Annotated in this window: 11 protein-coding genes and 1 riboswitch; all 11 genes read right to left on the bottom strand. The window is 58.4% G+C overall.

What is annotated here, in order from left to right:
* Window positions 1-1,191: a precorrin-6y C5,15-methyltransferase (decarboxylating) subunit CbiE gene (gene cbiE, locus Q0I19_RS04370; RefSeq protein WP_294759909.1), complete on the bottom strand. Its 1,191-nt coding sequence runs from the start codon at window positions 1,189-1,191 to the stop codon at window positions 1-3.
* Window positions 1,188-1,922 (bottom strand): precorrin-6A reductase, encoded by a 735-nt coding sequence (gene cobK / locus Q0I19_RS04365; RefSeq protein WP_294759907.1) that lies wholly within the window; start codon window positions 1,920-1,922, stop codon window positions 1,188-1,190. The genes cbiE and cobK overlap by 4 nt, the downstream gene beginning before the upstream one ends.
* Window positions 1,919-2,656, bottom strand: coding sequence for a precorrin-3B C(17)-methyltransferase (gene cobJ / locus Q0I19_RS04360; protein WP_294759905.1), 738 nt, complete (start codon window positions 2,654-2,656; stop codon window positions 1,919-1,921). The genes cobK and cobJ overlap by 4 nt, the downstream gene beginning before the upstream one ends.
* Window positions 2,649-3,650, bottom strand: a complete 1,002-nt coding sequence (locus Q0I19_RS04355) for a cobalamin biosynthesis protein (protein WP_294759904.1) — start codon at window positions 3,648-3,650, stop codon at window positions 2,649-2,651. The genes cobJ and Q0I19_RS04355 overlap by 8 nt, the downstream gene beginning before the upstream one ends.
* Window positions 3,647-4,405 carry a precorrin-4 C(11)-methyltransferase gene (cobM, locus tag Q0I19_RS04350; protein ID WP_294759902.1) on the bottom strand — a complete coding sequence of 253 codons (759 nt, stop codon included), beginning with the start codon at window positions 4,403-4,405 and terminating at the stop codon, window positions 3,647-3,649. The genes Q0I19_RS04355 and cobM overlap by 4 nt, the downstream gene beginning before the upstream one ends.
* A 1-nt stretch (window position 4,406) precedes the next feature.
* Complete coding sequence (gene cbiD, locus Q0I19_RS04345) at window positions 4,407-6,308, bottom strand: cobalt-precorrin-5B (C(1))-methyltransferase CbiD (RefSeq protein ID WP_294759900.1); 1,902 nt, start codon at window positions 6,306-6,308, stop codon at window positions 4,407-4,409.
* Complete coding sequence (locus Q0I19_RS04340; RefSeq protein ID WP_294759899.1) at window positions 6,305-7,324, bottom strand: iron ABC transporter permease; 1,020 nt, start codon at window positions 7,322-7,324, stop codon at window positions 6,305-6,307. Before Q0I19_RS04340 ends, cbiD begins: the two co-directional genes overlap by 4 nt.
* Before the next feature lie 11 nt (window positions 7,325-7,335).
* Entirely contained in the window at window positions 7,336-8,439 is a 1,104-nt protein-coding gene (locus tag Q0I19_RS04335) for an ABC transporter substrate-binding protein (RefSeq protein ID WP_294759897.1), read from the bottom strand.
* On the bottom strand, window positions 8,436-9,263 hold the full coding sequence (locus Q0I19_RS04330) for an iron transporter (RefSeq protein WP_294759896.1): 828 nt from the start codon (window positions 9,261-9,263) through the stop codon (window positions 8,436-8,438). Before Q0I19_RS04330 ends, Q0I19_RS04335 begins: the two co-directional genes overlap by 4 nt.
* Before the next feature lie 64 nt (window positions 9,264-9,327).
* A complete protein-coding gene (locus Q0I19_RS04325; protein WP_294759894.1) occupies window positions 9,328-10,557 on the bottom strand; it encodes a sirohydrochlorin cobaltochelatase in 1,230 nt (409 codons plus the stop codon).
* A gap of 166 nt (window positions 10,558-10,723) precedes the next feature.
* A riboswitch (cobalamin riboswitch) is annotated at window positions 10,724-10,938 on the bottom strand.
* 78 nt (window positions 10,939-11,016) lie between these two features.
* The gene (locus tag Q0I19_RS04320; RefSeq protein ID WP_294760114.1) at window positions 11,017-14,682 is read right to left on the bottom strand and encodes a transporter substrate-binding domain-containing protein; all 3,666 of its coding nucleotides are present in this window, start codon (window positions 14,680-14,682) and stop codon (window positions 11,017-11,019) included.
* Window positions 14,683-14,740: the final 58 nt, after the last annotated feature.

Genomic DNA, 14,740 nt, shown 5'->3' with positions numbered 1-14,740 from the left:
TTATTCCCTCGTAATCAAAAATACCGGGTTGTTCGCCATCAGCAGATGCAGTTCACCTGCTGTTTTTGTACGGCTGACAGAAATCTGTGTGACCTGCGCTGTCAACCCGCGCACGGTCAGGGCCGCAACCGCCTGCTGCAGGGTTTCCAGCGCAATGGCACTGATGCAAAGCCGCACAGCCGGGTTGGCGGCCAACGCTGCCTCCACGATAGTGTCCAAATTTCCCTTGCTGCCGCCGATGAATACCGCATCGGGGGCGGGCCAGCCTGCCAAGGCTGCAGGGGCAGTGCCTTTTGTCAGGTGCAGATTTTGCACTGCAAATTTTGCGCGGTTTTGGGCTATCAATTCGCAGGCATCGGGGTCACACTCGGCGGCATATACCTGCCCCTCCGATGCAGCCAACGCCATCTCCACGCTGACACTGCCCGTCCCTGCCCCCACGTCCCACAAAATATCATCGGGCTGTATCGCCAGCTTGGCCAGCACGGCAGCGCGCACTTCCTGCTTGGTCATAGGTGTTTTGGCACGGATAAACGCATCATCCGGCAAACCGTGTGTGCGTCGCGGCAGATTGCAGCGTTCCACCAGCAATACGCTGAGAGCCGCAAAGCTTTGCTGTGCTAATTGTTGCACAGTGCCCCGCACAAGACGCTGTGACGCAAGGCCCAGATTTTCCCCTACAACACCCTGCACAGCCCCGCATCCGGCAGCCGCCAGCGCAGCACAAAGTGTGGCAGGGGTCTCGCGGCCGCCGGTCAGGAAAAAGGTCGGCTTTCCTTTTCGGCAGGCCGCCACCGGGTCACAGGCACACCCGTGGGCCGAGACAAGCTCCCAATCCTGCCAGGGTCTGCCAAGCGCTGCCGCCAGCAGCTGCACACTGGAAACACCGGGCAGCACCGTATAGGGCAGCCCCTGCTGTTCCAGCGCCCGCCCCAGCGTCGCCGCGCCGGAGTAAAATCCGCAGTCCCCGCTAAGAACAACCGCTACACGCTTGTTTTTGTGTGCTTGTATCTCTGCAAGAATTTCGTCCGTCTTGTACAGCGCCGAGCGCTGCTGCCCGCAGACCTCAGGCAGGGCCTGCAAAAGGCGCCGTGCGCCGAGGACATGCTCTGCCTCCTCCAACGCTTTTGCGCCTGTCAGCGTCAGCCCGGCATAGTCACCGCAGCCCATACCGACCAGTGTTATTTTCATAGTAGCTCCCTGCATCGCTGCAAAATCATCTCGGCGGTCTCGCCCTGTTCCGCAGGGCGGCGCAGCACCACAAGCTGTACGCCGCACTGCGCGGCAGCCAGGACTTTTTCGGCAAAGCCGCCCGCCGAACCACCGTCCTTTGTGACCATGTATCGAATGTTGTATTGTTGCATCAGCGCCGTGTTCATTGCCGCCGTGAACGGCCCCTGCATCGCTATAATATTGCGGTGCGGAATCCCCGCCGCCTCACATGCGGCAATGCCCGCAAGGGTAGGCAGCACACGCGGATACAACCGCGTCGGGGCAAGGGCGGCAAACGCAGGCAGTTCTTTGGCCCCCGTAGCAAGCAGTACATTGCCGTGTTTTTCGGCCAGATACTGCGCCGCCTGTGCTGCGTTTTGCAGCACGACACTGCCTGTGGGCAAGGTGCTGGCCGGGCGCAGAAGGCGGTGATACTCCACCCCTGCCGCCGCTGCCGCCGCACGGATATTGCACGTTGCCTCAGTCGCATAAGGGTGGGTCGCATCAATACAAAGCGCGGTGTCCTGCAGCAAGGCCGTCATTTCGGCGGCATCAAGCCGCCCCGTGTGCACGGCCACACCCGCTGCCACGCCCTGTTCCTCTGCTCCCAGCTCGGTCGCCACGCAGACCGTCACCTCAGCCCCCAGCGCCACCAGCTTGCGGGAAAGTTCTCGTCCCTCTGTCGTTCCGCTGAAAACCACGATCCTCATACGCCGTGATACCCCCTTGGCGTCACCATGCAGCCGCGCACTCTGCGGGTAGCGCTATTGCCGACAAACACCGTTGTAAACATGTCCGCCTGTGTTTTTTTCAGCTCCGCGAGCGTCATCAGGTGCTTTTCCTGGCCTGTGCGGCCGATATTGCGCACCGTGCCGCACAAGGTTTCGGGGCTTTTACCGTTCGCCAGCAAAATTTCGGCCGCCCTTTGCAGATAGTCCGCTCGCCCCTTGGAGGATGGATTATACAGTGCGACGCAGAAATCGCCCATTGCCGCACAGATCAGCCGCTTTTCAATGACTGCCCAAGGTGTCAAACGGTCTGACAGTGAAATCACGCAAAAATCGTGCCCCAACGGCGCCCCCAGCACGGCCGCACCGCTTACCGCCGCCGTCAGCCCCGGCACAATTTCTATCGTCACATCGTCATATTCACTGCTCAATTCAAGCAGCGGTGCCGCCATGCCATATACACCCGCATCGCCGGAGCACACCAGTGCCACCGTCTTGCCGGTCTGCGCGGTTTGCAGCGCCCAGCGGCAGCGGTCTATCTCCTGTGTCATGCCGGTGGTGTAGATCGGCTTTTCGGGGTACAGCGGGCGTATCAGATCGATATACACCGTGTAGCCGCAGAGCACATCGGCCTTCTGCAAGGCGCTGCACGCCTGCGCCGTCATAAAGCGGGCATCTCCGGGGCCAAGCCCCACCACATAGACAAGCTTATCCATCGGTTTTCCATCTCCAATCAGGGGCAAAGGGGCGCAGCGCCACCGAAAAAGTCACCCCGTTATACACCCACTTGGGTATAAACAGTTTCCCGCCCGCCGCTTTGGCTGCGGCACGTTCGCAGACATTGTCCACCCCTGTAACGTCTTTTACAAATTGCGATGCCGTAAAATGTCCCCGCACGGCGCGCAGCGTATCCGCTGTATAAAACTCCGTCGTCCAGCCGTGGTTTTTTGCAAAGTCCAGCAAGCCCCGCTCGTCCTTTTTCAGGTCTATGCTTGCCGCTGCCGCAACGCTTTGCGGGGCCAGGGTATTGGCCGCACAAAACGCGGAAAACGCCTCCTGCAGACGGCACTCACTTGTGCCGCGCTTGCAGCCGATACCCAGCACGGCAATACGCGGCACGATGTGCAGAGCCTCGCCCGCAGGGGTCAGTGTCAGTACAAAATCCGCCTGTTCGGCGGTCGCGGCGGGTTCCACCCCTGCTGGCGGTTCGCCTTCTATCTGCCAGTCGCTGAAATAGCGCACCCGCCTGCCAGCCAACAGGGCACCGCTGATATATTTGATGCGCTCCGGCTCGGCCACGGCACAGTTCTGGCGCACCGCCCACTCGTCCACGGCAAAGGCACCCCGCCCATCGGTGGCAGTCGTAATAACGGGCACCGCGTGGCAAGCCGCCGCAAGCTGCCGTGTCAAATCGTTTGCCCCGCCCAGATGGCCCGACAAGAGCGAAATCGCAAACCGCCCCTGCTCGTCCAGCACAACCACCGCAGGGTCAACGGCCTTGCCCCTGCAATGGGGTGCAATCGCCCGCACGGCAATACCCACAGCCCCCACAAACACAAGGGCATCGGCATCGGCAAACTGCTTTGCAGTCCAGGCAGCCAAGCTGACACCGTCGGCCCCGCACCGCGTCACTGTACCGGGGCAGGTCTGGGCCAGATGTTGTGCCAACACAAGTCCCTTGGCGGTAAAGGCAAGGTAGGCACATTTCATGGTGTGGCTCCTTTGCGGTACTCGGTGGTAAAGGCGGGGTCATACAGTTTGCTGCGCTCATACTTGGCGGCAAGAAAATCCCCCACCACGATCAACGCGGTCTTGGCAATGCCCGCCGCGCGGGTGCTTTCCGCCAGAGTGCCCACGGTACAGTGCACAATTTTCTGCTGCGGCCAACTGGCCTTGTACACAACGGCAGCAGGGGTATCGGGCTTATAAGCCCCCTGCAGAAGTGCTGCCTGCACCCTGTCGACCATGCCGACGGAAAGGAAAATCACCATCGTCGCCCCATGTGCGGCCAGGGCAGCCAATTTTTCGCGCTCCGGTACGGGGGTGCGACCCTCCATACGGGTGATAATGACCGTCTGGCTGATGCCGGGCAGTGTGTACTCGGCGTTCAGTGCCGCTGCCGCACCGCAAAAGCTGGACACGCCGGGGGTATCATCATAGGCAATGCCCCATGCGTCCAAGGCATCCATCTGTTCGCGGACAGCACCGTACAGGCAGGGATCGCCTGTGTGCAGGCGCACCGTCGTTTTGTTCGCTGCTTCGTTTGTTTTTATCGTTTCCAGCACCTGCTCCAGCGTCATTTCCGCACTGTTGTAAATGGCACAGTCTCCCCTGGCCAGCCCCAGCAGCGCCGGGTTGACAAGGCTGCCCGCGTAGATGATGCAGTCGGCCTTTTGCAGCAGCGCCGCACCGCGCTGTGTAATAAGGTCGGGTGCGCCGGGGCCTGCCCCCACAAAATGTACCATATCAGCTTTCCCTCCAGGTTTTCAACAATACATCGGCAGATTTTGTTGTGCCCAGGCTGCCGTTTCGGTTGGAAAACACCACGGCCCCCACCGCAAAGGCCCCCGCAGCGCGGCGCTGCAAACGCAGCTGCACAGCGTCGAGCAGGCTCTCCAAAACTGGTGCGCGCAGGTTGGCAGCCTGCAGAATTTCGAGGCAGGCGTCCGTTGTGGCGGCATTCATCAGGGCACGGCAGGTAGCCGTGTCGGCCCCGCACAATGCCGCATGGGCGCAAAACAGCTCGGCACGGCAATCTGCCTGCTGTGAGTGGGTATTCATGATGCCGCCCGCCAGCTTGATCAGCTTGCCGACATGCCCCACAAGCAGCACCTCGGTAAAATGCTCGGCAGCCGCCATATCCAGCGCATCCCCGATGAAATTCGAGATCTTAACAGTGGGAATCTGCCGCAGTTCCGCAAGATTTTCGGCCAGATAATCCAACCCGTAGTTGCCCGGTGTCAGAATCAGACGGCTGCCTTTCAGGGCGGCCTGATGAATTTCCAGTTCCAGCGTATCCAGCAGCGCCTGACGGCTCATCGGCTCCACAATGCCGCTTGTGCCAAGCACCGACAACCCGCCCTCGACCCCGATATGCGGGTTAAAGGTACGTTTGGCAGCTTCCTCGCCGCCGTCAATGGAAATGACCACCGCAAAACCGCCGCTGTAGTCTGACGCATCGGCCTCCCTGAGCAGGGCATCGGTAATCATTTGGCGCGGCACACGGTTGATGGCCGCCGCCCCCACAGGCTGATCCAGCCCCGCCTTGGTCACCCGCCCCACACCGGCACCGCCGTCTATCGTCACGGTGCGCGGTGCATCAGGCAGCAGGGTCACCGCAGCCACAACAGACAGACCCGTGGTGGCATCCACATCATCACCGCCATCCTTTACGATAGCACACTCGGCCCCCGTCTCGGTTGCGCGGCAAAACAAAGGGGCAACCTCCACCACAACACCCTTGGGTGTGCGCAGCCCCACGGTTTCGGGGGCGTGCTCGGTCAGCAGCAGACGCGCCGCCCCCGCTGCAGCCAAAGCGGCGCAGGTGCCCGTGGTATAACCGCAGCGCAGCATTTTTTGTCCGCTGCGAATGTAGTGTTCAAACCTCGGTGCCGCGTCGGATTTTCCGAACAGTGTTTCGTATTGTGCATCGTCCAAATCGAACAGGCGGCATACGTTTTCCTTGGCAAAGGCCTCCTTCGGCGTCAAAACGCGGGACACCTTGTGCGGAAACACACAGACCACCGCGTCGGCCAGCTTTTGGGCCAACTCCAACTCATGCAGTGTCACAATGACCGCCACATTTTTTTCAGCCGCCAAACGGCGCAGCACCGCTGTAAGCTCCGCCTTGCCCTTTACGTCCAAAAAAGACGTCGGTTCGTCCAATAGTAAAACTTCCGGCTGCTGGCATACCGCGCGCGCCAGCAATACGCGCTGCCGCTGCCCGTCACTGATTTTTGCAAAATCACGGTCTGCCAAAGCATCGGCCTGTACCAGCCGCAGCGCATCCAGCACCTGCTGCTTATCCTCCTGCGACAAAATCCCCAGTCGTCCCGTGTAGGGGTAGCGCCCTGCCGCCGCCACGTCAAAACAGGTGGTCAGCTCGGTGCGGGCGGCGTGCGGCAGCATCAGCGCCAGCTTGCGGGCGCGCGCGTTGGGGGAGTATTCCGTAAGACTTTGCCCGTCCAGCAAAACGGTGCCTCCCTGCGGAGTCAACTGCCCCGCCAGCGTTTTTAGCAGGGTAGACTTGCCTGCACCGTTGGGGCCGATCAGCGCCAGAATTTTTCCGCGCTCGGCATGCAGCGCAATATCTCGCAAAAGCGGGGCTGTGTAGCCGATTGCCAAATTTTTCGTTTCGCAGTAGCTCATGCCGCGCCCTCCCCGCTGTGGCGGTGCATCAGCAGCCAGATGACCACAGGCGCACCGAAAACCGCCGTGACCGAGCTGATGGACAGTTCGGTCGGCGCAAACAGGCTGCGGGCCAGCAAATCGCACAAAAGGCAGAACGCCGCCCCGCCCAGGGCACACCCCGGCAGAACGTACAGAGGCTTGGCGCTGCCCAGTGCCTGCTTGACAAGATGCGGCACCGCAATACCCACAAAGGAGATCGGCCCCGCAAACGCTGTGACACAGGCTGCCAACAGGCTGGACAACAGTACCAGCACCGCCGAAAACGCCCGCACGGGGACACCGACACTGGCCGCATAGCTTTCGCCCATTTGGTAGGCCGTAATCGGCTTGGAAAGTAAAAATGCCGCCGCCAGACACGGCACGACCAGCACGGCGGCCGCCGCCACATTGCCCCAGGTCATGCCGGAAAAGCTGCCCATGGACCAGTTGTGCAGGTTGACAATGTTGGAGTCCTGGGCAAACGCCACCACAATATCGGTAACGGCCGAGCAGATATAGCCGATCATCACACCACAGATGACCAAAATGCTCATCCGCCGCACACGCCGTGCCACAGCCAGCACAAACAGCATAGCCGCCATGGCACCCGCAAAGGCCGCTAAAATCAGCGTAAGCGAATTTGTCAGCAGGCCGCTGTTCAAAAAGACGACCATTGTCAAGGCTACCGCCAGCTTGGCACCGCCTGAGATGCCCATAACAAAGGGCCCGGCAATGGGGTTGGCAAAAAACGTCTGCAGCAGATACCCCGCCACAGACAGCGCCGCCCCCAAAAGCATGGCCATGACAGCGCGCGGCAGACGAAATTGCAGCAAGATGGTTCGGGCCAGGGGGTCTGCCGCGCGGCCCAGCAAAGCCTCTGCCACCGCGGCGGGCGAAAGTGCTACACTGCCCCAAAACAGGTTGAGTGCCAGCAGCGCCAGCAGCGCACCTGCCATAGCCAGATATGCGATTGTAAGGCGCTTTGTTGTGTGCATAGCCACTCCTTTTATTGCAGCTGCGTTAAAAATGTGAAATCCCCGCCGCCTGAGGCAAAGACCTTGTGCATATCCAGAATCAGTTCAGGCAGCTCCATACTTTGCTGAAAAAGACTTTGCGCCGTGCAGTACACCTGCCCGTTTTGCACGGCCTTGCAATCTGCCAGCGCCGGGCATTTGGCCACAAGCTCGCCCAGCGTGTGCAGTTCCCCCTCGATGGTGCTGTTGTAAAACAGCACGTCGGCATCCTTGGCAGCGGCGTAAAATTCTTCCAGCGAGATATTGACGGTCGCCAGATTGTTGCCGTCATCGGTCAAATCAGAAAAGACGTACTGCCCGCCCGCCAGTTCTATCATTTTGGCAACGTAATCGTTGCCCTTGCGCACGGTGGCGAGGTTGTTGGAGGTGATGGAAAAAAACGCCGCTGTTTTTCCCGTGGATTCCTGCCCGGCCAAGGGTTCGATCTGCTGTACAGCGGCATCAAACAGCTGTTCTGCCTGCTGCTGTCTGTCTAAAAGAATACCGTACAGCTTGACCCACTCCATCCGGGCCAAGGGGTCGCTCTCATAGCTGGAACGCTCAACCAGCACGGGGATACCGCAGCTTTCCAGCTGCTCTTTTACCTTGGGGGTGTGGTAGATCATTGTGTTTTCCAGGGCCAGGTCACAGCCCGCAGACAAAATTGTCTCATAATCGGGTGTGCTGTACCGCCCGGCATAGGCGATCTCACCGTTGTGCATGGCTGCGCGGGCTTCGGGCAGATACCATCCCTCTGCCTGTGTGCCGGACAACGCCACGGCATCCAGCCCGCCGATGCGAATGATGGGATCCATCGCGGAGGTGGAAACCAGATAGATGTTCTGCAGCGGCAGCTGCAAAACCGTTATGTCGGCGTCAAGTCCTTCCGGCACGGCGGCGCCTGCGGGCACCGTCAGATAACGGCTGCCGTCTATGGTAAGTAAATTGTATCCGCCCGCGCACTCGTCCACCGTAAACTCCCGTGCATAGGAAAGCGAGTAGCTGCCCGTCACGGTCAGGACGTTTTGTGCCGCATCCGGGGCTGCGGCGCAGCCCGCCAGCAGGGCGGCAAACAGCAGGGTCAGATATTTTTTCATTGTGCGGCCAGCGTAGCGCTGTCAAAGGTCAGGGTATAGTCAATTTCATGCGGGGTGCTCATGGCGACAGTGTCGGCCGTAACGGCCAGCGCCGTGTCCAGCGCAGCAACGGGAATTTCAAACACCGAGTTGCCCTCGGTGTTCACAGGCAGATATTTTTCGCCATCCACCAGCATGTAGTCGTAGTTGGGGCCGCTCCACACAAGGGTCGCGGTCATGGCACCGTCGTGCACCGTCAGCACGGCAGGGCTTTCCACCGTGGCGCGGCCGCTGCCGCCCTCCAGCGTGACGGCGCAGGTGTAGCTGCCGTCGGCGGGGGCATCGGCTGCGGCAGGTACGGCGTTGGCCACCTGCACGGTATGGTCGTACCAGGTGCCCTTGGTACCGATCAGTGCCAGGGCAAAATCGGTGTCCAACTCCTGCACGGGGATATCGTAGCCATACACCTCCTCGGTAGTTCCGTCGGCGTAGGCCACCGTGTCCACCGTGGGCTGCAGCCAGTCTGCTGCATGGTCGGGAGCATCGGCCGCCGTACCGAGATAGAGGTTGACGATTTTCTGGGATGCCAAACTGACGTGAAACACCATCTTGCCGTTCGCAACCGTCAATGTACCTTTGCCGTTACAGCTCTCGTTGGCGTGCAGCATACTGCTGTCGGTGTTGAAATCGGCGGTGTACACACCGTCCGGCAGGACGTTCTGCATAGTCGGCTCGGCCGTCGATACCGCCGTGCTTGCGCTGTCTGCCTTGCTCTGCGGTGCGGTTGTTCCGCAGCCGACAAGCAGCAGCGCTGCCAGGGTCAGAGCCAAAAACTGATTCTTCATATACATTTCCCTCTCAAACTCAAAAATTGCCCGAAGGTTCTCTCCTCCGGGCGAATCGGTAAAATCAGCCGTTCAGCTGTTCCATGGCAGCCGCGGTGTGGGCGGCATACAGGGCCTGCACCTCCGCAATTCCGCCAAGGCCGGCAATCTGGGTATCCACACTTTCAAAGCAGCCGGCCGCCTTAAATTGGCTCAACCAGGAATCATCATCCTCGCCGGCCATGTCGTTGTTGGCATGGTCACCGGCCACAACCATCAGGGGGCGCAGAATGACCTTGGTATAACCGGCGTCCCGCACCTTTTGAATGACTTCCTCACAGGCGGTATCCTCCGGTTCGCCTTCGACCGTGCCGATAAACACATTGTCGTAGCCCAGTGTCTGCATGGTGGTCTGCATCTGCTGGTAGCTGACCTTGGCCGTGTGGGAGGTTCCGTGGCCCATGAACACAAAAGCAACGCCATCGGCGGCGGCCGCAGCGGTGTCAGCATAGCCGGCCGTCCTGACAGCCTCGGCGGTGATGGCCTCAGCTACCGCCATTTTATCTTCGTTGATGACGGTGGCATCGCTGCCCACCTCGCCCAGCAGCGGTTCAGCGATGGCAACATGCTCAAACTTATCCTTGTAGTTCTCGATGGTCTCGCACATTTCGTCGTACTCGGCACCATGCATCAGATGGGTGGGCTGCACGACCAGATTTTTGACACCGTTGGCAACCGCACGCTCCAGAGCCTGCTCCATATTGTCGATCTTCTCGCCGTCTCGCGCCTGCACATGGTTGATGATGATCTGCGCGGTAAAGGCGCGGCGGACGCTCCAATCGGGGTTGGCAGCCTGCAGGGCATCTTCAATGCCCTTGATATCCTCGGCGCGGCTGTCGTTGAAGGAAGTTCCGAAGCTGACGACCAGCAGCTCATTTTCGCCGATATCATCGGCATTGCGGGGGTCGTCGTTGGCGGCATCGCCGGTGTCGCGGCCAAAGTAATCGGGGTCGGCGTTTTCGCCCTCCACCAGTTCCTTCTGGGCGTCGGTCAGGGCGTCCCATGCTGCCTTGGCGGCCTCACATTGGGCATCGGTGTCGGCCGTGCGGGTCTGCACATAGATGGCGTCGATCAAATCGGCGCAGTTTTGGGCGGCAGCTTCATCGGCGGAGATTTCCTCCACCGGCGCAGCACTGCTCTCGGCAGGGGCACTGCTGACTTGGCTTTCACTTACGGCGGTGCTGCCGCAGCCGGCCAGCAGGGCGGCGCAGAGCGTCAGGGCAACGGCGGATTTTTTCATGCTGTTCTTTCTCATGATTTTTTCCTTTCTTAACGTTAAATCGCACGGGAGAGAACAGCAGCCGACACCTGCCCACCAAAAAAACGAGGTCTTTTTGCGTGCAGAATGGCAACACAAAAAGACCCCGTATTCAGCAGGTTCTTTGCGGTACAACCAATTCCTCGTGATTTGGAGCTGTGCGCCCCCGTACCCGGCAGCGGGCAGGTTTCCTGACTGAAAGATCGTTGCCTGCCGCCGCCTTCCCGAGCAAAGCTCAGTGACTGATGCCGCAGCATCCTGGCGGCAGACTCCCTTATCACAGTGACGAGATCGTGCGGGATTTACACCCGCTTCCCTTTTACCCTTTTCTGTGCGCAAAATGCGGCACAAAAAGGCACCTGCTGTCGTATTCAGTTTTACAGGTTTGAGTATAGCACACCCGTATGGGAAAACGCAAGGGCTGCTCCCTGCTTTTCTGCAAAAATTTGCATGTTTTTACAGCGCCTCATGCAGCTTGACCGCAGCATTGTCTGCGATGCACTGTTTGAGTGCGGCAACCATCTTTTCTTCGTCCAGCGGTTTTGCCAGGTGGACATTGATGCCCGCCAGCCTGCTGTTGATGATATCCTCGGCAAAGGCGTTGGCCGACATGGCAATGATGGGGATATCCCCCGCATCCCGACGATCCATGGCACGGATAGCCCTTGCCGCGTCCAGGCCGTTCATCCTCGGCATCATAATGTCCATGTAGATAACCCCGAAGTAGCCGGGAGCCGACTTGGCAAACAGCTCCACCGCCTCCTGCCCGTCCTCGGCACAGGTCACCTCCATGCCGCTGTTTTCCAGGATGCAGCAGGCAATTTCACGGTTCAGCTCATTGTCCTCTGCAATCAGCGCACGAACGCCCTGAACCGAAATACCTTCATAGCCGTCGGCCTTGTGCCCGATTTCTTCCTGCCCGATCTTAAACGGCAGCCTGACCGTGACAGTCGTGCCGACGCCGAGTTCGCTTTGCAGTTCAATGGTGCCGCCCATACGGTCGACCAGCTGCTTTACAATGGAAAGTCCCAGGCCGGTGCCCTGATAGCGGGTGCGGCTGTCCTCTTTCTCCTGTGCAAACATATCAAAGGCATGCTTGGCAAAATCCTCGCTCATGCCGATTCCCTGATCCTTGCAGCGGAAGGTGACCAGCACATGCTCCTTGTCCGGCATTTCCTCTGTTCCCGAAACCGTGATGGTGCTGCCTGCGGGGCTGAACTTGATGGCATTGTCCATAATATTGGAGAGAATGCGCCCCAGATAGACAGGGTTTCCGATAAGGCTTGCATATCGGATATTGGCGTTGTCCCAGTTTACCTTGTAAGTAATGCCCTTTTCGGCTGCCCTTTGTGTGTAAAGTCGATTCAAGTCACGAAGGACATCTGCCAGATTGAAGGCCAGTTCCTGATTTTTCAGCTCGCCGCTTTGGATCTTGTTCATATCCAATACATCGTTGACCAGCGACACCAGATAGTTCAGCGATTCCAGCGCTTTCTCGCGCGTCTTGTGCTGCATTTCAGGGTTATCCGCATACTGCTCGGCCAAGGTGATCATGCCGATAATGCCGTTCAGCGGTGTGCGGATATCGTGGCTCATTGTCGCTAAAAAGCGAGATTTCATGTCGGCCTCCCGCTTGGCGGCCTCGGCCTGATACACCAGGTTCAGCTCCCGCTGCTTGGCATCACTGGTGCTGCGCAGCGTGCACAGCACATGGGTCACATTGCCTGCCTCATCCCGCTTTTTGACGATAAAGCGCAGTCTGTGCCAGTTTCCGTCATTCATACGGTATTCGGTGGTAATAAACTCCTCGTTTTTCAGGCGTTCGGTCAGCGTAGTCACGTCCAAAAACGGCAGCACCAGCGCACGGTATTCCGGTGCCACGTTCTTATTGCACGCCTCTTTAAATTTTACCGATGCGCAGCCTTGGTTGCCGGTCAGGCGATGGAGTTCATCACCGCTGGAAATTTCCTCATAAAAGTCCTTTTGCAGGTCGATGCGGTAGATGGCCTGGTAGCTCTTGCCGATGGCGGAGATGATCTCGTTTTTCAGCTCCGCCTCATCCAATGCCCGCTGCAGCTTTTCCTGCTCAGCCTTTTCTTTTTCTATAATATCATCAATATAGCGGAAGCCCAGCAGCGCGTAAAAGCCGCCATGCTCGGTGTCCACTCGGATGGCCTGCCCGTCAAAGAATTTATGCCCGTCGCTGTTCGGTACGCTGGTGTAGTGGAAATTCGTTCGCTCTTTCTCCTGCAGGCGGGCTTTCATACGGGCGCAGGTGAACTTTTGGACAAATTCTTCCCGTTTGTCCTCAGGCAGGTAGGCCTGACCATATATTCTTGTAAACTCGTCAAATGTCTTGCTTTTTTCCTGCTGTTTGCTCAACAAGCCCTTCGCGTTGGATTTTTCGGCAACCTTCAAGACCTCATACTCGCCGGTATCCAGGTTGATATAATACACCGCCGTATAATCGCCGCACAGCTTGTCAAGGATCTGCTTATCGCGGCGGATCTTGTCCAGGTTGCCGTTCAGCTGGCGGTTCTGCGCGCGGATAACAAAGGTCAGCACGGCAAACAGCACCAAAAGCAAGAGCACCACCACAAGCATGACCAAAGCGACTATCGGATGCAGCTGCACCAGCATTTTCAGCGTCATGTCGGACACCTTGTAGCTGGTATAGTCGGAGGCAATGTTTTCAACCGTGCGGTCGGGCAGTGCGTAGATGGCCTTCGTCAGGATGCCCGCCAGGGCATGGTTCATGTGCGGCGCTGTCAGGATGCGATATTCAAACGACGGCTGATCCAGCAGGCTGTACACAAGGCTGCCGCTGGGGTCGTTGTTGACAAACTCCTGTGCCATATAGTAATAGACAAAGGCCGCGTCCGCTTTTCCGCTTTTGACTGCCTGCATAGCCTCCTGCCGGCTGGCGCACAGCAGCTTTTCGGCATGGGGTACATAGGCATCTTCTATGTTGCCGGACGCCCGCTGATCCACGGTGGCCACCGTCTTGATCTCACCGTCAAAATCGCGGCGCACGACCTTGGCCGACTTGACGGTGATATACGGTGCCGTGACGCCGAAACTCTTGCTTTCGACGATGGCATCGCTGTTCAGGCGCGCGTCCAAAACCAAATCAAAATTTTCCGCGTCAATTTGGGACCCTGCCGCGACGTACTCCTCTCTTGTACTGCAATGGACAAACTGGTACGGCAGGCCGGTGATTTCAGCCAGTTTCCGAAAATAATCCGGCAGGATGCCCTTCATTTCGCCATTTTCCAGATAGGAGTAAGGCTTGCGGGTCGGGTCACACAGGACGCGCAGCGGTTGGTTCGTAGCACGGTACTGCGCAAGAAGTGCCTTTTCCTCCTCGGTAAACTCGAGATTTTTCTTTCCCAGAGAGGTGTAATAGCGATTGAACAGTTCGGTTTTCCAGTCCCCTTCTGCAGCGTTCATCTGATCGATGGCATAGTTGATTTTATCAAGAAGTTCCCGATTCCCCTTTTTTACAATGACATAGATCTCCTCATTATTAAATCTTTCCACCACGCGCTCGTTTTTCGTTGCACGCATGGAACTGGACACAATGGCATCCACCTGCCCGGTCTGCAGGGCATTCTCCATATCAGAGACAAGGTTGAAATACACGGGAACATAGTTAAAGTGTTTTTCTGCCGCAAATTCCTCAAAATCGGTATTGCGGGTGTTACCGTTCAGCATGGCAACCCGCAGCCCGTTGTAGGTGGCATAGTTCTGCACAACAACCTCTTCGTTGTCGCCGCGCACGGTCATCATGCACTCGTTGTTGCCTATGGGGCGCGAAAAATCGAACTTTTCCTCCCGTTCCGGCGTTTTGCGGGCGGAGGTACCCATATCGATTTCGCCGTCCTCGAGCATTTTCTGGGTTTCGCTCCAGCCCTTGTCGTAGCCCACATACTCATAATCAACATCCCAGTATCGGGCCATCAGGCGCAGAACATCGTAGCCGTAGCCGCTTTTGTTGCCGGCTTCATCCATCATATGATAGCCGTCCATGGCAAAAAAGCCCACGCGCACCTTGTCGCGCCCGTCGGCATCATATTCCGCAAAGGCAGCAAACGGCAGCACAAGCACTGCCATGCAAAGCACAAGCAAAAGAGCCAGCCCCCTGCACAGGGCAAACCGATGATGCGGTTTTTTATTGCCG

This window comes from uncultured Gemmiger sp. (genome assembly GCF_934561205.1).
GTDB lineage: Bacteria > Bacillota > Clostridia > Oscillospirales > Ruminococcaceae > Gemmiger.
Note: the sequence above shows the minus strand (reverse complement) of the source record. Positions and strands in the feature narration are given on the sequence as shown.

Bases quoted from the DNA above. Each gene is read 5' to 3' on its own strand.
- cobK (WP_294759907.1), bottom strand. From the start codon at position 1,922: ATGAGGATCGTGGTTTTCAGCGGAACGACAGAGGGACGAGAACTTTCC.
- cobJ (WP_294759905.1), bottom strand. From the start codon at position 2,656: ATGGATAAGCTTGTCTATGTGGTGGGGCTTGGCCCCGGAGATGCCCGC.
- Q0I19_RS04330 (WP_294759896.1), bottom strand. From the start codon at position 9,263: ATGAAGAATCAGTTTTTGGCTCTGACCCTGGCAGCGCTGCTGCTTGTC.
- Q0I19_RS04335 (WP_294759897.1), bottom strand. From the start codon at position 8,439: ATGAAAAAATATCTGACCCTGCTGTTTGCCGCCCTGCTGGCGGGCTGC.
- cobM (WP_294759902.1), bottom strand. From the start codon at position 4,405: ATGGTACATTTTGTGGGGGCAGGCCCCGGCGCACCCGACCTTATTACA.
- Q0I19_RS04355 (WP_294759904.1), bottom strand. From the start codon at position 3,650: ATGAAATGTGCCTACCTTGCCTTTACCGCCAAGGGACTTGTGTTGGCA.
- Q0I19_RS04340 (WP_294759899.1), bottom strand. From the start codon at position 7,324: ATGCACACAACAAAGCGCCTTACAATCGCATATCTGGCTATGGCAGGT.
- Q0I19_RS04325 (WP_294759894.1), bottom strand. From the start codon at position 10,557: ATGAGAAAGAACAGCATGAAAAAATCCGCCGTTGCCCTGACGCTCTGC.
- cbiE (WP_294759909.1), bottom strand. From the start codon at position 1,191: ATGAAAATAACACTGGTCGGTATGGGCTGCGGTGACTATGCCGGGCTG.
- cbiD (WP_294759900.1), bottom strand. From the start codon at position 6,308: ATGAGCTACTGCGAAACGAAAAATTTGGCAATCGGCTACACAGCCCCG.